Annotated in this window: 16 protein-coding genes and 1 riboswitch; of the genes, 7 read left to right on the top strand and 9 right to left on the bottom strand. The window is 59.0% G+C overall.

All coding sequences use genetic code 11. The annotated features are described in order from the left end of the window. Window positions 1-5 precede the first annotated feature (5 nt). The 8 genes from ACR3E2_RS13110 to dnaK all read right to left on the bottom strand — a co-directional run bounded on the left by ACR3E2_RS13110 (window position 6) and on the right by dnaK (window position 7,802). Window positions 6-971: a HesA/MoeB/ThiF family protein gene (locus ACR3E2_RS13110; RefSeq protein ID WP_480482461.1), complete on the bottom strand. Its 966-nt coding sequence runs from the start codon at window positions 969-971 to the stop codon at window positions 6-8. Continuing rightward, window positions 968-1,564: a thiamine phosphate synthase gene (locus tag ACR3E2_RS13105; RefSeq protein WP_480482463.1), complete on the bottom strand. Its 597-nt coding sequence runs from the start codon at window positions 1,562-1,564 to the stop codon at window positions 968-970. The genes ACR3E2_RS13110 and ACR3E2_RS13105 overlap by 4 nt, the downstream gene beginning before the upstream one ends. After that, a complete protein-coding gene (locus ACR3E2_RS13100) occupies window positions 1,561-2,325 on the bottom strand; it encodes a thiazole synthase (protein ID WP_480482465.1) in 765 nt (254 codons plus the stop codon). The genes ACR3E2_RS13105 and ACR3E2_RS13100 overlap by 4 nt, the downstream gene beginning before the upstream one ends. 2 nt (window positions 2,326-2,327) lie before the next feature. After that, a complete protein-coding gene (gene thiS, locus ACR3E2_RS13095) occupies window positions 2,328-2,522 on the bottom strand; it encodes a sulfur carrier protein ThiS (RefSeq protein ID WP_480482467.1) in 195 nt (64 codons plus the stop codon). Beyond that, window positions 2,506-3,483 (bottom strand): FAD-dependent oxidoreductase, encoded by a 978-nt coding sequence (locus ACR3E2_RS13090; RefSeq protein WP_480482469.1) that lies wholly within the window; start codon window positions 3,481-3,483, stop codon window positions 2,506-2,508. Before ACR3E2_RS13090 ends, thiS begins: the two co-directional genes overlap by 17 nt. After that, window positions 3,480-4,283 (bottom strand): bifunctional hydroxymethylpyrimidine kinase/phosphomethylpyrimidine kinase, encoded by an 804-nt coding sequence (thiD, locus tag ACR3E2_RS13085; protein ID WP_480482471.1) that lies wholly within the window; start codon window positions 4,281-4,283, stop codon window positions 3,480-3,482. Before thiD ends, ACR3E2_RS13090 begins: the two co-directional genes overlap by 4 nt. A 44-nt stretch (window positions 4,284-4,327) precedes the next feature. Further along, window positions 4,328-4,432, bottom strand: a riboswitch (TPP riboswitch). A 242-nt stretch (window positions 4,433-4,674) separates the two neighbouring features. Next, window positions 4,675-5,820 (bottom strand): molecular chaperone DnaJ, encoded by a 1,146-nt coding sequence (gene dnaJ / locus ACR3E2_RS13080; protein WP_209506917.1) that lies wholly within the window; start codon window positions 5,818-5,820, stop codon window positions 4,675-4,677. 74 nt (window positions 5,821-5,894) lie between these two features. Beyond that, window positions 5,895-7,802: a molecular chaperone DnaK gene (gene dnaK / locus ACR3E2_RS13075; RefSeq protein WP_480482473.1), complete on the bottom strand. Its 1,908-nt coding sequence runs from the start codon at window positions 7,800-7,802 to the stop codon at window positions 5,895-5,897. Between the two features lie 212 nt (window positions 7,803-8,014). Here dnaK and ACR3E2_RS13070 point away from each other — a divergent pair, with 212 nt between their 5' ends. Next, entirely contained in the window at window positions 8,015-8,617 is a 603-nt protein-coding gene (locus tag ACR3E2_RS13070; protein ID WP_480482475.1) for an alpha-ketoglutarate-dependent dioxygenase AlkB family protein, read from the top strand. Here ACR3E2_RS13070 and ACR3E2_RS13065 read toward each other — a convergent pair. Further along, window positions 8,614-9,438 (bottom strand): ABC transporter permease, encoded by an 825-nt coding sequence (locus ACR3E2_RS13065; protein ID WP_480482477.1) that lies wholly within the window; start codon window positions 9,436-9,438, stop codon window positions 8,614-8,616. The genes ACR3E2_RS13070 and ACR3E2_RS13065 overlap by 4 nt on opposite strands. Before the next feature lie 122 nt (window positions 9,439-9,560). On the opposite strand from ACR3E2_RS13065, the gene cysQ reads away from it, so the two are divergent. The 6 genes from cysQ to ACR3E2_RS13035 all read left to right on the top strand — a co-directional run bounded on the left by cysQ (window position 9,561) and on the right by ACR3E2_RS13035 (window position 16,134). Continuing rightward, window positions 9,561-10,358, top strand: a complete 798-nt coding sequence (gene cysQ, locus ACR3E2_RS13060) for a 3'(2'),5'-bisphosphate nucleotidase CysQ (RefSeq protein ID WP_480482479.1) — start codon at window positions 9,561-9,563, stop codon at window positions 10,356-10,358. Beyond that, on the top strand, window positions 10,358-11,158 hold the full coding sequence (locus tag ACR3E2_RS13055) for a 3-deoxy-manno-octulosonate cytidylyltransferase family protein (RefSeq protein WP_480482481.1): 801 nt from the start codon (window positions 10,358-10,360) through the stop codon (window positions 11,156-11,158). The genes cysQ and ACR3E2_RS13055 overlap by 1 nt, the downstream gene beginning before the upstream one ends. A 72-nt stretch (window positions 11,159-11,230) precedes the next feature. Continuing rightward, window positions 11,231-12,214 carry a UDP-glucose 4-epimerase GalE gene (galE, locus tag ACR3E2_RS13050; protein WP_480482483.1) on the top strand — a complete coding sequence of 328 codons (984 nt, stop codon included), beginning with the start codon at window positions 11,231-11,233 and terminating at the stop codon, window positions 12,212-12,214. Window positions 12,215-12,221: 7 nt separating this feature from the next. Then, window positions 12,222-13,265 (top strand): glycosyltransferase family 2 protein, encoded by a 1,044-nt coding sequence (locus tag ACR3E2_RS13045; protein ID WP_480482485.1) that lies wholly within the window; start codon window positions 12,222-12,224, stop codon window positions 13,263-13,265. 185 nt (window positions 13,266-13,450) lie between these two features. Further along, entirely contained in the window at window positions 13,451-14,437 is a 987-nt protein-coding gene (locus tag ACR3E2_RS13040; protein WP_480482893.1) for a glycosyltransferase family 2 protein, read from the top strand. Beyond that, entirely contained in the window at window positions 14,434-16,134 is a 1,701-nt protein-coding gene (locus ACR3E2_RS13035) for a DUF5927 domain-containing protein (protein WP_480482487.1), read from the top strand. Before ACR3E2_RS13040 ends, ACR3E2_RS13035 begins: the two co-directional genes overlap by 4 nt. Window positions 16,135-16,140 lie beyond the last annotated feature (6 nt).

The following is a 16,140-nucleotide window of genomic DNA, read 5'->3' as shown; positions in this document are numbered from 1 at the left end:
TTTTCTCAGGAGGTTGAGGCCGCGACGAGGACAATCTCGCCCGGCCAAATCGGTTGGATTTTCTCGGCAGCGCGCCATGCGCGCAGCCCGGTGGCACAGCAAAGAGCAAGGCGTTGCCCTTTTTTAGAGTCTATTATTTGAATTTCTTCGGGTGAAATGCGCGTCGCATTCGGGTGAGCTGGAACCGGCGCTTCGTCCGGGTCACGCAGTTCGACAATCTGGTCTGTCTCCTTCAACTGACTGGCAGAGAGAAAGCGGAAACAGCTGTTCGGTTCCGGCGCGTCATCAAAACGAAACCCGGTGCTGCGCAGGGTTCGCGCATCATATTGCACCATCTGCCCAAGCGGGGACGGGTCAAGCCGCAAGATCAGGTTCAGCGCCATCTGCGCCTGCATGGACCCGATCACACCGACAACAGGGCCTAGAACACCCGCCGTGGCGCAGCTTGCGCCGCTATCCGGCGCATCGGGGAAAACGGCTCGCAGAGAAGGCGCGCTGCCGCAGAAGCCGCCCACATAACCCGAAAGCCCCAGTACCGAGGCGCTGATCAGTGGCTTGCCTTGTGCCAGACAGGTATCCGACAGCAAATAACTGACCGCATAGCTGTCGGCACAATCCAGAATGATATCTGCCTGCGACACCAGATCGGGCGCATTTTCCCCTGTTAGAGCCATTTTCTTGGCAATCACATCGATTTCGGCATTCAACGCACGGCATCGGTCAGCGGCGCGTTCGGCCTTTGACAGCCCGCAATCTTTTTCTGAAAACAATGTCTGGCGATGCAGGTTCGACAGATCGACGATGTCACCATCGACAATTGTGATATGCCCCACACCGGCCCCGGCCAATAGCGGCAGCAGCGGCGCGGCCAGACCACCTGCGCCGACCACCAGAACACGGGCCGCAGTCAGGCGAGCCTGTCCTTCAGCCCCAACCTCGGGCAGCAGCGTCTGGCGGGCGTACCGGTTCATCTCGTGACCTCGATCCAAGCACGCACCCGCGCTTCGGGGTCGGCGTTCAGCGTGATGTCCGTGACAGCCGAGACAATGTCGGCCCCGGCAGCCAGCACCCCCGCTGCGCGCTCGACGCTCATGCCGCCAATGCCGACCAGAGGAATGTCGCCAACCCGCGCCTTCCATTCGGTCACGCGGGGCAGGCCCTGCTGATGCCATTTCATCTTTTTCAAAATGGTCGGATAGACCGGGCCCAACGCCACGTAATCGGGGTCTATGGCCAGAACCCGCTCAAGCTCATCATCGTCATGAGTGGAAACACCCAGCTTTAGACCCGCTTTTCGGATGGTTTTCAGGTCGGCATCATCCAGATCTTCTTGCCCCAGATGAACCCAGTCACAACCCAGATCGATGGCCTGCTGCCAGTAATCGTTGATCACCAGAACCGCCCCATAGTCGCGGCACAGATCGCGCGAGGCGGCAATCTGATCGCGCACCACTTCAACCGGCTGATCCTTGATACGCAGCTGCACCAGTTTGACACCCAGGGGCAGCATCTGCCGCAGCCAGTCCGAGTGATCGAAGATCGGATAGAAACGGTCCAGCGTCATGACAGGAAGGCCTTTCCAACAACAGGGGTCGAAGGTTCGGCCATATCGCGTGCCTCGATCGGGTCTGCCTGATGGGCCAGTTGTCCGGCATGGATTGCCTGCGCCATCGCCTTGGCCATCAGAACGGGATCACCGGCACGGGCCACAGCGGTGTTCAGCAGAACGGCATCATAGCCCAGTTCCATCGCATGGGCCGCGTGGCTGGGCAGGCCGATCCCGGCATCCACCACCAGCGGCGTGTCAGGGAACTCGGCCCGCATCGACCGCAGGGCGTATTCGTTGTTCAGCCCTCGCCCGGACCCGATGGGCGCCCCCCACGGCATCAGCACTTCGCACCCCGCTTCGAGCAGGCGTTCGCCCACGATCAGATCATCGGTGGTGTAGGGAAACACCTTGAACCCGTCTTCGGTCAGGATGCGCGCGGCCTCGACCAGCTGGAACACATCCGGCTGCAAACTGTCGGTGTGGCCAATCAGTTCCAGCTTGATCCATTTGGTATCAAACACTTCGCGCGCCATATGGGCTGTGGTCACCGCCTCTTTCACCGTATGACAGCCAGCCGTATTTGGCAGGATCAGGACACCAAGCTCGCGGATCATCTGCCAGAATGTCTGCCCTGCGCCGGATTCCCGCCGCAGCGATACCGTGGCAACCGCCGCACCGCTTTCACGAAAGGCCTGTTCCAGAATGGCGGGGCTGGGATATTGGGCGGTGCCCAGCATCAGCGGGTTCGGCAACTCGATGCCGTAGAACGTTCTCATCCTCAGCCCCCCTGCATCGGCGCGACAACTTCGATCCGGTCGCCATCGGTCAGTTTGTGCGCAATGCGCAGGCTTGACGGCACGAAATCTTCGTTCACTGCGGTGGCCACACAGCCCGAGAAGCCGCATTCCAGCAACAGATCCGACAGGGTTTCAGCGCGCACGTCCCGCGTCTCGCCGTTAAGCACGATCTTCATCGACCATCTCCGAATGTGTGTTGTCCAATGCCAGATCAGCGACACCCCGCGCCAATGCAGGGGCCAGCAGATAGCCATGGCGATACAGCCCATTGGCATAGATTGTCCGACCCAAGCGCCGGATACGCGGCAGGTTGTCCGGGAATGCAGGGCGCAGGTCGACGCCGATCTCCAGCACCTCGGCCTCGCCAAAGGCCGGGTTCACGGCATAGGCCGCGCTGAGCAGTTCCAGCATCGAACGCGCGGTGATGCGGCTGCTGTCCTCGGACTCGATCATGGTTGCGCCCAGCATGTAGACGCCATCCCCGCGCGGTACGATGTAAAGCGGCATCCGCGGATGCAACAGCCGCACCGGACGCGAAAGGGTCACATCGGGGCAACGAAGAACCAGCATCTCACCCTTCACGCCGCGCAGGTCGTGCAGATATTCGCGCGCGTGCAGGCCCCGGCAGTCTATGGCGTTGTCCAGTTGCGCCGGAGCCAGCTTTCGGTGGAATTCCACGCCTGCGCCTTGCAGGTGACGATGCAGATCCCGCAACGCCTGACGAGGATCAAGGTGAGCTTCGTTTTCAAAATACAGAGCTTTACCGAACTTGCTCAGATCAGGCTCTAATTCGCATATTTTCGCCCGATCAACCTCGCTGTACCCTTCGGTTCGGCGCGCAAACCGGCGCAGGTCAGGCAGGTCACGCGCGTTGGCAACAACAAGGGTTCCACGTCTGTTTACCTGCGTTCGCTGCGCCCACCATTCGATTGCTTCCTGCCCCAGCCGCAGCACCGGTTCTTCTGCGTTTTCGTATTCACACCAGGGGGCCAGCATCCCCCCGGCCCACCAGGAACACCCATGCGGGCCGGGCGGGCCGCCCGGATCAAAAACCTGCACCCTTGCGCCGCGTGACACAAGCTCGCTGGCCACGACCAGACCCGCTACGCCCGCACCTATGACCGACCAGAGTGTCATGCGGGCCAGAGCCGGTGGAAATGGTGCACAGGACCGTGCCCGGCACCAATCTTCAACTCATCCGCCCGCGCGATGGCCCCTTGCAGATAATCATGCGCCTGCGCAACCGCATCTCTCAGCGGCAGGCCCCTGGCCAGACCGGCAGCGATCGACGACGACAGGGTGCAGCCGGTTCCGTGGGTGTTTTTTGTGTTCTGACGCGGGGCCTGAAATGCGGCCACGATACCTGAGGGTTCGACCAACAGATCGTGGCAGACATCGCCCGACCCATGCCCGCCCTTCATCAAGACCGCACCCGCGCCCAGATCGCAAAGGGCCTGGCCTTGTGCGGCCATCTCGTCCGGTGATTGCGCCGGTGTCGCATCCAACAAACATGCCGCTTCCGGCAGATTGGGCGTCAGCACAGTCGCTGCTGGCACCATCACTTCGCGCAGCGTCCGAACCGCTTCCTGCGCCAACAGCGCATCCCCGGATTTTGCGATCATGACGGGATCAAGAACAACGGGCCCTTTGAACGTTTCCAGGCCTTGGGCCACTGTGTGAATGATCTCTGGCGTCGCAAGCATACCGATCTTAATGGCCTTCACGTCCAGATCGCTCAGCACCGCGTCGATTTGAGCGGCAATGACATCCAGCGGAACCCCATGCACCGCAGTGACGGCTTGGGTGTTCTGCGCCGTAATGGCGGTAATGACGCTTGCGCCGAATACACCCAACGCCGACATCGCTTTCAGATCGGCCTGAATCCCGGCGCCTCCGCCGCTGTCAGACCCTGCGATGGTCAGGGCAATTGCCGCCATGTCGTTGCTCCATCTTCTTTGGGCAACGAGGTAGGGAAAACGTCTGTGTTCATAAGACCGTTCCCTACGCCGGAATTGCCCGGATCAGGTTCGATGGGTTAGCGCGGTTGCGCCTCTCAGCCCTTATACGGGCACCCCAACGGTTGTCGCGGACAATTTCAGGGTCGACGGTCGGAATCAAGACCCAATTTGGCAAATGCATTGCCACTTTTGGTCATCTGATAAGGCCAATTGAGTTTCTTTGGGAAGTGTTTTGCGAGGCTCTGCCTCGCGCTCCGGGATATTTAGAGCCAGATGAATAAAGGATCCCTGCTTCATCTGGCCGGAAATATCCCGGGGGAGGCGCCCGGAACGGGCGGCGGGGGCAGAGCCCCCGGGGTAACCCTGGTTGTCAGCTTTTCATGCCGTCCCAGAAGGATTTGACGGATGAGAAAAAGCTTTTTGATTCCGGGTGGTTGTCTTCGCCCAGATCATCAAATTCACGCAGCAGTTCTTTTTGGCGGCTGGTCAGGTTGACCGGGGTTTCAACCGCCAGTTCGATGAACATGTCGCCAACACTGCCGCCGCGCAGTGCGGGCATGCCTTTGCCGCGCAGGCGCATTTGCCGGCCCGACTGGCTGCCTGCCGGGATTTGCACCCGCCCACGCCCGCCATCGATTGTCGGAACCTCGATCGATCCGCCCAGGGCAGCCTTGGCCATGCTGACCGGAACGCGGCAATAGAGGTTTACGCTGTCGCGTTCGAACAATTTGTGATCAGACACTTCCACAAAGATGTAGAGATCGCCCGGAGGGCCACCGCGCATTCCGGCCTCGCCTTCACCTGCCAGACGAATACGGGTACCGGTTTCGACACCAGCGGGAATGTTGACCGACAAGGCGCGATCTTTTTCGACGCGACCTGCACCCTTACAGGATTTGCAGGGGTTCTTGATGATCTGGCCCAGACCCGAACAGGTGGGGCAGGTTCGTTCGACCGTAAAGAAGCCCTGCTGCGCCCGCACCTTGCCCATGCCGGAACAGGTGGGGCAGGTTGTCGGCTCGACCCCGCCCTCTGCTCCGGTTCCTTCGCAGGAGGAACAGGCCACGGCTGTCGGTACATTGATGGTTTTCTGCTGGCCCGAGAACGCCTCTTCCAGCGATACGCGCAGGTTATAGCGCAGGTCCGAGCCGCGCGCGGCACGGCGGCCGCCACCTCCACGTTGCCCACCCATGAAATCGCCGAACAGGTCGTCGAACACATCCGAGAACGCGCTGGAGAAATCGCCCTGCCCAAAGCCGCCACCAGGCCGGCCACCGCCGCCCATGCCGTTTTCGAACGCCGCATGGCCAAAGCGGTCATAGGCCGCCTTTTTGTCGGCATCGCGCAGCACGTCATAAGCCTCGTTGGCTTCCTTGAACTGCGCCTCGGCATCCGGATTGTCCTTGTTGCGGTCCGGATGCAGCTCTTTGGCTTTCGTGCGAAAGCCTTTCTTGATCTCATCCGCCGAAGCGCCCTTGGACACGCCGAGCACTTCGTAATAGTCGCGTTTTGACATCAGTATTTCCTTCTGCCTCAACGTAAATAGGCCGGCCCGGCATCCGGACCGGCCTACATTGGCCCGGTTACCCGTTAGTTACGCTTGTCGTCGTCCAGATCTTCGAACTCGGCATCGACGATATCGTCATCACCATGTGCGGCATCTGCCGCGGCAGGCTCGTCCTCGGCCTCTTCGGACTGCGCCTTGTAGATGGCCTCACCCAGCTTCATCGCTGCTTCGGTGACGTTCTGGATGCCAGACTTGATCTTGTCGGCATTGTCGGTTTCCAGCTCGTCCTTGAGTGCGGCGATCGCCAGTTCGATAGCTTCGATCGTGGTCGGGTCGACCTTGTCGGCATGCTCTTCCATCGACTTTTCGGTCGAGTGGATGAGGCTTTCCGCCTGGTTCTTGGCGTCGACCAGCTCGCGGCGTTCCTTGTCGGCTTCCGCGTTCTCTTCGGCGTCCTTGACCATCTTTTCGATGTCTTCGTCGGACAGACCGCCCGATGCCTGGATAGTGATCTTCTGTTCCTTGCCGGTGCCTTTGTCTTTGGCCGAAACCGAGACAATGCCGTTGGCGTCGATGTCGAAGGTCACCTCGATCTGGGGCATGCCACGCGGTGCGGGCGGGATGTCTTCGAGGTTGAACTGACCGAGGATTTTGTTGTCCGCAGCCATTTCACGCTCGCCCTGGAACACGCGGATGGTCACGGCGTTCTGGTTGTCCTCGGCGGTCGAGAAGACCTGAGACTTTTTCGTCGGGATCGTGGTGTTGCGGTCGATCAGGCGGGTGAACACGCCACCCAGCGTCTCGATGCCCAGCGACAGCGGGGTTACGTCCAGCAGAACCACGTCCTTGACGTCGCCCTGAAGAACACCGGCCTGAATGGCGGCACCCATGGCAACCACTTCGTCCGGGTTCACGCCTTTGTGCGGCTCTTTGCCGAAGAACTTCGTGACCTCTTCGATCACTTTCGGCATCCGGGTCATACCACCGACCAGAACAACTTCGTCCACGTCAGCGGCCGACAGACCGGCATCTTTCAGAGCAGCCTGGCACGGCTTCATCGACTTCTTGATCAGATCACCGACCAGGGATTCCAGCTTGGCACGGGTCAGTTTCATGACCATGTGCAGCGGCTGACCGTTCGAACCCATCGAGATGAACGGCTGGTTGATCTCGGTCTGCGAGGTCGAGCTGAGTTCGATCTTGGCTTTTTCGGCGGCTTCTTTCAGACGCTGCAAGGCCATCTTGTCAGCAGACAGATCGACACCGTGTTCCTTTTTGAACTCATCCGCCAGGTAGTTGACGATGCGCATGTCAAAGTCTTCACCACCCAGGAAGGTGTCGCCGTTGGTCGATTTGACCTCGAACAGGCCGTCGTCAATTTCCAGAATGGTCACGTCGAAGGTACCGCCACCAAGGTCATAGACTGCGATGGTTTGGGTTTCCTGCTTGTCCAGACCATAGGCCAGAGCGGCAGCTGTCGGTTCGTTGATGATCCGCAGCACTTCCAGACCGGCGATTTTACCGGCGTCTTTGGTGGCCTGACGCTGTGCGTCGTTGAAGTATGCCGGAACGGTGATGACCGCCTGCGTGACTTCCTCACCCAGATAGCTTTCCGCGGTTTCCTTCATCTTACCCAGAGTGAAGGCCGAGATCTGGCTTGGGGAGTATTTTTCACCGCGGGCCTGAACCCATGCGTCGCCATTGCCACCATCAACGATGGTATAAGGCACCATTTTCTTGTCTTTTTCGACTTCGGCATCATCCACACGACGGCCGATCAGGCGCTTGACGCCAAAGATCGTGTTGTCGGGGTTGGTGACCGCCTGACGCTTTGCAGGCTGACCGACCAGTCGCTCATCTTCAGTGAAGGCGACGATCGAGGGCGTGGTCCGCGCCCCTTCGGCGTTTTCGATAACCTTCGGCTGCGAACCGTCCATGATGGCCACGCACGAGTTTGTGGTCCCGAGGTCAATCCCGATTACTTTTCCCATTTTTGCAATCCCTTTCTCTTCAAGGCGATGTCTCGACGACAGGACCCGTTACGGCATCCCGCCCCCGATCTGATGTGCGCGACAGCACTACCATCGCGCGTCCCGGCGTATATAAGGGCGAGACCTGAGGCCTGCAAGCACCGTAGAACGCAGGTTTTAGGGATTCTGATGCCTTTTTTGGCAAGGAATTGGAAAGGATTGGGGTTTCCGGAATGGCGCGATTGGTTTTGCGGGGGTTCGATATCAGGAAAGGTTATCTTGATCCTGCGGCCCAGTCGCGGGTGATCGCGGATTTGCGCCCGATTCTGAAAGCCGCGCCCCTGTTCCGACCGGTTACTCCTTCGGGCAAGGAGATGTCAGTTCGGATGACCTCGGCAGGCGATCTGGGTTGGGTGACCGACAAGGCGGGGTACCGTTATCAGGATCAGCACCCCAAAGGTGGTGACTGGCCGGAAATCCCCGCCGCCATTCTGGATATCTGGCGCAACCTGGTCAGTACCGAGCGAGCGCCCGATTGCTGTTTGATCAACTACTACGGGGAAGGCGCAAAAATGGGCCTGCACCAGGACAAGGACGAGGCAGATTTTTCATGGCCCGTCCTGTCGGTTTCGCTGGGTGACGATGCCTTGTTTCGGATTGGCAGCACGACGCGCGGCGGCAAGACCGAGTCGATCTGGCTGAGCTCGGGGGATGTGGTCGTCATGGGCGGTCCGGCGCGGCTTGCCTATCACGGTGTGGATCGGATCAGGTTTGGATCCTCGCGCCTGTTGCCCAAAGGCGGGCGCATAAATCTTACGCTGCGGGTCGCGCGCTAGCGGCGCGCATTCCAGCTTTTCGACACGTGCTGACGGGTAAAGAACTCACCCATAAGACCGATCATCAACAGGGCGATTCCAACCCAGGCCGCGTATTCCCAGCTGGTGTTTCTTGGATAATAGTTGCGGAACACGAACCCGCGGGTCTGGTCGATGATGTGAAACAGCGGGTTCCAGGCAAACATCATCAACAGCCCGCCACCCAATGCATTCGCAATGAACATCTTGCCGGAAAACACCATGTTCAGACGGCGATATATATTGGTCAGCATCGAAACGGTCGTCGGGGCCCACGGTTTCAACGCCATGAACACAAGCCCCACCGCGCAGCCGGTAAACCAGGCCAGCACCAGCATTGCGAAGGCGCCGCCAGGGTTCTGCACCTCAAGCGGAGCAACCGCGACGCTGTAGACGAACAGGATGATGAACATGGCCAGCAGGAACTTATAGAAAGTGCTGAAGGCCGCCGCGAGAATCGTGACCATTACGTTCATCGGCGAATGCAGCATCATCGGGTTATTGGAGGATCCAACCCCGGAAATCGCGCCGATCGATTGTATGTGCAACATGAACGGGAACACACCCGACAGGACATACAGCAGAAACTCGCCCCTGATCCTGGCAACCCCGCCCCGGCCCATCAACGACATGAGCAGATAGAAGGTGACCATCATCACCAGCAATTGCACGACGTTGAGCATAATCGCGATCACCGCATTCGGATGCTGCGCGCGCACGTTCCGCACCACCGCATGAAACACCAGTTCCGCAGTCGTCAGTGCACCGCCCAGCAGCGTTTGATTGCGCTTGTAATAGAACACTTAAAGGGTCTTTCCTGCCTCGTCGTCCCTAACCTGGCATGAATATCTTGCCGTTCGGTAACCGTCGCATCATAAGTCGGTCACGAGTTTGGATCAACAAACCACAGGAACGGAGCATTTTTGTGACCTACGACGCGCTTATTCCCGTCATCCGGCGTCTGGCCCTTGAGGCAGGCGACAGGATCATGGAAATCTATGAGGCAGACGATTTCGACGTTAAAGTCAAATCAGACTCCAGCCCTGTGACCGAAGCGGATGAGGCAGCCGATGCGCTGATTTCAGCCGGGCTGCGTCAGGCCTTCCCCGATATCCTGCTGATCACCGAGGAACAGGCCGCCTCGCATTCCGAAAAAGGGGATACCTTTCTGATTGTCGATCCGCTGGATGGCACCAAGGAATTCATCAACCGCCGTGGCGATTTCACCGTCAACATCGCACTGGTCGAGAACGGAACGCCGACACGGGGCGTGGTCTATGCCCCGGCGCGGGGTCGCATGTTCTATACGCAAGCCGATGGTCAGGCGGTCGAGGAAACAGGCGCGTTTGACAAGGATGCGCCCGGCACCCTGACCGCAATATCAGTCTCTAACCCGGACAATTCCGCGCTTTTGGTCGTGGCATCAAAGTCGCACCGGGATCAGGCCACCGAGGATTACATCAACAAGTATCAGGTCAAGGACAGCAAAAGCGCGGGATCGTCTCTCAAGTTCTGTTTGGTTGCGACGGGCGAGGCGGATCTTTATCCGCGGGTCGGGCGCACGATGGAGTGGGACACGGCGGCAGGGCACGCGGTACTGGCCGGGGCCGGAGGCCAGGTTGTGCGATTTGACGATCACGCGCCGCTTCTCTATGGCAAAGAGGGCTATGCGAACCCGTTTTTTATCGCGTACGCTCCGGGTGTTAAGCTGAAGGAGGCCTGATGTCAGTTCTGATCGCCATCCCCGCCCGCTATGCCTCGACCCGCTATCCGGGCAAGCCTTTGGTGCCGCTGACCGGCGCGACCGGCGTTTCGATGACACTGATCGAACGGTCCTGGCGGGCAGCCACTTCTGTCGCGGGTGTGGACCGGGTTGTGGTCGCAACCGATGACGACCGCATCCGCGAGCTGTCCGAAGGCTTTGGCGCCGAGGTGGTGATGACCTCGGAAAACTGCCAGAACGGCACCGAACGCTGCGCCGAGGCGCACAAGGTTCTGGGCAGCGGATATGACATCGTGGTCAACCTTCAGGGCGATGCACCCCTGACACCGCATTGGTTTGTCGAAGACCTGATCACAGGGCTGCGCGCGGCACCCGACGCTGGCGTAGCCACACCCGTCCTGCGTTGCGACGGGGACGCTTTGAACAGCCTGCTGAACGACCGAAAACATGGCCGTGTTGGCGGAACAACCGCCGTGTTCGGGCGCGACAACAGCGCGATGTATTTCTCGAAAGAGGTCGTGCCCTTCACGTCAGAAACCTTTGGCGGGGATGAACCCACGCCGGTGTTTCACCATGTCGGCGTCTATGCCTATAGGCCTGATGCGTTGGCGGCCTATCCGGGCTGGCCAACAGGCCCTCTGGAAAAGCTGGAAGGTCTTGAACAGCTCAGGTTCATGGAAAATGGCCGCAAGGTTCTGTGCGTCGAGGTTGACGCCAAGGGCCGTCAATTCTGGGAGCTGAACAACCCGCAGGACGTGCCCAAGATCGAAGAGATGATGGCCGCGATGGGGCTGGAATAGCCGGTTTTTGCCCATGACGCCCCGCGGTTTCCATATCTCGATGACAGGCAATCTGGTTCCAAAGGACGTTTCATGAAACCAATCCTCGTGACCGGTGGTGCCGGATATATCGGGTCGCATGCCTGCAAGGCGCTTGCGCAGGCGGGTTATGTTCCCGTGACCTACGACAATCTGGTCACCGGCTGGCAGGATGCGGTGAAATACGGGCCGTTTGAACAGGGCGACCTGTTGGACCGGGCACGCCTGGACGAGGTATTTGCCAAACACAAGCCGGTTGCGGTGATGCATTTTGCGGCGCTCAGCCAAGTGGGCGACGCGATGCGGCAGCCCGGTTTGTACTGGTCGAACAATGTGACCGGATCGCTGACGCTGGTCGAGGCTGCGGTTGCGGCAGGCTGTCTGGATTTCGTGTTCTCGTCCACATGCGCCACATATGGCGAACATGACAATGTGGTTCTGGATGAAGCCACCGCCCAACACCCGCTGAATGCCTATGGTGCATCAAAGCGCGCGATCGAGGACATCCTGAGGGATTTCGAAGCGGCCCATGGGCTGCGCCATGTCATTTTCCGGTATTTCAACGTTGCTGGTGCCGATCCCGAAGGCGAAGTGGGCGAGTTTCACCGGCCTGAAACCCATCTGATCCCCCTGATGCTGGACGCGATTGATGGCAAGCGTGAGGGTTTGACCGTTTTTGGCACCGATTACGATACGCCGGACGGCACATGTATTCGCGATTATGTCCATGTCTGTGATCTGGTCGACGCACATGTTCTGGGGCTGGGCTGGTTGGAACAGGGTAAAGAAAGCCGTGTTTTCAATCTGGGCACCGGCTCGGGGTTTTCCGTGCTTGAAGTGATCGAGCATTCCAAATCCGTCACCAACCGCCCGGTGCCGTATTCGGTTGGTGCCCGACGGGCGGGCGATTGCACCAAGCTGGTGTCCGGCTCTGTCCGCGCCCAAACCGAACTGGGGTGGAAGCCGAAAAGATCAACGTTAGAGACGATGATTGCGGATGCCTGGCGCTGGCATCAGAACGGCCACTACGAGAAATGAGGCCCCGGTGACGTCCAATACGGTTCAGACACTTCCTGATATCGGTTGGCGACAGGGATACCGGTTGCGCTGGAAACGGCGACGCCTTCTTTGGCGCTCGATGCGCAGCCGACATCAACTGACCTGCCTGAAAGATCAGACAAGCAGAATACGGGGCGGCGACGTGCTGGCCTTTACCACTTTGCGCAATGAGATTACCCGCCTGCCCTCGTTCTTCCGTCACTACCGCCAGCTGGGCGTGAACCATTTTTTGATCGTCGACAACGGCAGCGATGACGGCTCGGCTGAATTTCTGCAGGATCAACCGGATGTGTCCCTTTGGCAGACCCGGTCCAGCTATCGCGGATCACGCTTTGGGCTGGACTGGCTCAGCTGGCTACAGATGCGTTACGGCCATGGCCACTGGTGCCTGATGGTCGATGCGGATGAGTTGCTGGTTTATGCCCGGCACGACCGCCATTCCCTGCATGAGCTCACAGAATGGCTGGACCGGCAGGGACGGGCCGGGTTTGGCGCTTTGATGCTGGATCTGTATCCAAAAGGGCCGTTGGGCGGACAAACCTATGACCCGGACACGGACCCGATCGAGGTGCTGAACTGGTTTGACGCAAGCCCGTATCGCGCGCAGCGGCAAAGCCCGATGGGAAACCTGTGGGTTCAGGGCGGCGCACGCGAGCGGGTGTTTTTTGCCCAGACGCAGCAGCGATCCCCGACGCTGAACAAGATCCCGCTCATGCACTGGTCGCGGCGCTATGCCTATGTAAACTCGTGCCATTCCGCCCTGCCCCGCCGCCTGAACGCAGAGTATGACGGGCCGGGCGGCGACACCCCGTCCGGCGTGCTGCTGCACACGAAATTTCTGCCGGACATTATTGAAAAATCCAAAACTGAAAAGCTGCGCCGCCAGCATTTTCATGACCCGAACCAGTTCGGCGCGTATTACGATCAGATACTCAATCAACCAGACATGTGGACCCCGCAATCGGTGCGCTATACCGGCTGGTCGCAGTTGCTGGAAATGGGGCTGATGTGTGACGGCGGCTGGCGTTGAAAACAAATCGAGGGGGATCAACGGCACCTTTACCATTTCCGGGGTTTAAAAAAGTTGCCTCAGAAGAGGTAGAAGTGGCATAAACCCACAATGTCCTGTCGCACCAGCGGTCACGGCAGGTTCGGGGAAAGCTCGCGTCATAATAAAGGTTGGGCAGTCGCGTGAGCCTGTTTGATTCATACAAGATGAGATTGCGGCGCAAGCGCCGTATTCTGCGCTGCCTCAGACGTCGGCGCGAACTTAAGCCCGCCAGCACCAACACGTCTGCCATCCGCCGTGACGATATCCTGTTGATGAGCGTTGTGCGAAACGAGAAAATTCGCCTGCCCTACTTTCTGGAATATTACCGCAAACTGGGCATCGACCATTTTCTGTTCATCGACAATGACAGCGATGACGGCAGTTTCGAATTCCTGAAAGAGCAGGCCGATGTATCGGTCTGGCGGACAACAAGCAGCTACAAACGTGCAAGCTATGGTCTTGACTGGTCGAATTACCTATTGCGCAAATACGCGCATGGACATTGGGTTCTGAGCGTCGACCCGGATGAGTTTTTTATCTACCCCTTCTGCGACACCCGCCCGATCCGCGCCTTGACAGACTGGCTGGACGGAAGCGCCGTGCGCAGCTTTGGCACCATGCTGATCGACATGTATCCCGAAGGGCCTGTCGATGCCGAAACCTATCGCGAGGGGCAGGATCCCTTTGAAATCGCACGGTGGTTCGATCCGGGGAATTACACGATCACCAAGAACCCCGATTACAAGAACCTGTGGATTCAGGGGGGCGCGCGGGCGCGGGTGTTCTTTCGCGACAAGCCATCCAAAGCCCCGGCACTGAACAAGATCCCGCTGGTCAAATGGGATCGGCGGTATGTCTATGTCAGCTCGACCCACTCGCTTTTGCCGCGCGGACTGAATCAGGTTTACGACGAATGGGGTGGGGAAAAGGCCAGCGGTTCGTTGCTTCATGCCAAGCTGATCGACACCCTTGGCGACAAGGCACGCGAAGAATTGCAGCGCAGCCAGCACTATAGCGGTTCTGGCGAATACAAGGCCTATGCCGCACAGCTTGAAGACAAGCCCGTATTCTGGTGCGAATGGTCTGAGGCCTATATCAACTGGCGGCAGCTTGAGATTCTGGGCCTGATGTCAAAAGGAAACTGGGCATGAGCGGTCTGGGCATCGTCATGTTGGTTCATACCTCGCTGGACCGGGCCGAACAGGTCGCGCGCCATTGGACCGCTGCCGGATGCCCGGTTGTGATCCATGTGGATCGCAAGGTGCCCGGTGAAGAATTTGCGCGATGCGTCGCGTCCTGTTCCGACAACCCCCGGATCGCATTTTCTGACCGGCATCAATGCGACTGGGGCGGGTGGGGCATCGTTGCTGCTTCACAAAGCGCGTCCGAACTGATGCTGGAGCGGTTTCCGGAAACGCGCCACATATTCCTGTCGTCGGGGGCCTGCCTGCCGCTGCGCCCGGTTCAGGAGCTGATCGATTACCTGGCCGACCGGCCTCGTGTCGATTTCATCGAAAGCGCGACAACGTCTGATGTCAGCTGGACAATCGGCGGGTTGGATCATGAGAGGTTTACGCTACGGTTCCCGTTTTCCTGGCGAAAACAGCGCGGATTGTTCGACGCATATGTAAAGCTTCAGCGCGCGGTCGGGTTTCGCAGGAAAATCCCCGACGGTCTGGTCCCGCATATGGGCAGCCAGTGGTGGTGCCTGACCCGTCAAACACTGTCTGCCATTCTGCAGGACCCCAAGCGCAAACAATATGACAGCTACTTCCGCCATGTGTGGATTCCGGATGAAAGCTATTTCCAGACATTGGCGCGGCTGTATTCCACACATATCGAGAGCCGATCCCTGACCCTGTCCAAGTTTGACTATCAGGGCCGCCCGCACATTTTCTACGACGATCATCTGCAATTGCTGCGGCGATCAGACTGTTTTGTTGCCCGCAAGATCTGGCCCCGTGCGGAACGGCTGTATCAGGCGTTTCTGACCGATCAGGCCAGTGCGATGAAACCGGCAGAACCCAATCCCGGCAAGATTGACCGCGTGTTTTCCAAGGCGGTCGAGCGGCGGACACGGGGGCGTGACGGGCTTTACATGCAAAGCCGGTTTCCCCGGCACGGCAGTGAAAACGGCCTTACCTCGTCACCCTATTCCGTATTTCAGGGCTTTTCCGAACTGTTTGAAGATTTCGAAGATTGGCTGGCCGCGGCCACTGGCACACGCGTGCACGGGCATCTGTTTGGACCCGAGCGTGCGGAATTTGCAAAGGGTGAAACCATCACAAACGGTGCGCTTAGCGATTGTGCTTTGCTGCGCGATTACAATCCGACGGCCTTTCTGTCGAATCTGATCTGGAACACACGCGGCGAACGCCAGTGTTTCCAGTTCAGCCCCCGCGACACGCAGGACATCAATTGGTTTCTGGCGCGGGACAAGAATGCGCAAATCTCGGTCATCACCGGGGCCTGGGCGATTCCGCTATTCCGGTCGAACCTGAATTTTTCGGATATCCGGTGCGAGGCCGCGCGTCTGCAACAGATCGAAACCAAACAGCTTGAGGTACTGACCTCGGTCTGGACCAAAGCGCGGATGCGCAGCTGGTCTCTGGCCGATTTCATTGAAGCACCGATGGAGCCCTTGCAGACAATCCTGGACGAGATTGGCGCGCATCAGTCCAGCCACCTGACAGAAGCGCCCACAATGGTCGATCTGTCCGGCTTCGGGAAGTTCCTGCAAAACCTCAAGAACCAGGGTATGCACCCTTACCTGATGGGCGATTTTCCTTCGGACGATGTGTTCGGCCGTCAGACGAAACCCTATCGCAAACCCTATCTGGTGCAGTAATCACCC

The organism is Ruegeria sp. AL7 (assembly GCF_056536105.1).
The sequence above is the reverse complement of the archived record's forward strand: the minus strand, read 5'-3'. Positions and strand labels throughout refer to the sequence as shown.

Coding starts and splice junctions, on each gene's coding strand:
- ACR3E2_RS13090 (WP_480482469.1), bottom strand. CDS start 3,483: ATGACACTCTGGTCGGTCATAGGTGCGGGCGTAGCGGGTCTGGTCGTG.
- dnaJ (WP_209506917.1), bottom strand. CDS start 5,820: ATGTCAAAACGCGACTATTACGAAGTGCTCGGCGTGTCCAAGGGCGCT.
- ACR3E2_RS13035 (WP_480482487.1), top strand. CDS start 14,434: ATGAGCGGTCTGGGCATCGTCATGTTGGTTCATACCTCGCTGGACCGG.
- thiD (WP_480482471.1), bottom strand. CDS start 4,283: ATGGCGGCAATTGCCCTGACCATCGCAGGGTCTGACAGCGGCGGAGGC.
- ACR3E2_RS13040 (WP_480482893.1), top strand. CDS start 13,451: ATGAGATTGCGGCGCAAGCGCCGTATTCTGCGCTGCCTCAGACGTCGG.
- ACR3E2_RS13105 (WP_480482463.1), bottom strand. CDS start 1,564: ATGACGCTGGACCGTTTCTATCCGATCTTCGATCACTCGGACTGGCTG.
- galE (WP_480482483.1), top strand. CDS start 11,231: ATGAAACCAATCCTCGTGACCGGTGGTGCCGGATATATCGGGTCGCAT.
- ACR3E2_RS13100 (WP_480482465.1), bottom strand. CDS start 2,325: ATGAGAACGTTCTACGGCATCGAGTTGCCGAACCCGCTGATGCTGGGC.
- dnaK (WP_480482473.1), bottom strand. CDS start 7,802: ATGGGAAAAGTAATCGGGATTGACCTCGGGACCACAAACTCGTGCGTG.
- thiS (WP_480482467.1), bottom strand. CDS start 2,522: ATGAAGATCGTGCTTAACGGCGAGACGCGGGACGTGCGCGCTGAAACC.
- ACR3E2_RS13110 (WP_480482461.1), bottom strand. CDS start 971: ATGAACCGGTACGCCCGCCAGACGCTGCTGCCCGAGGTTGGGGCTGAA.
- ACR3E2_RS13055 (WP_480482481.1), top strand. CDS start 10,358: ATGTCAGTTCTGATCGCCATCCCCGCCCGCTATGCCTCGACCCGCTAT.
- ACR3E2_RS13070 (WP_480482475.1), top strand. CDS start 8,015: ATGGCGCGATTGGTTTTGCGGGGGTTCGATATCAGGAAAGGTTATCTT.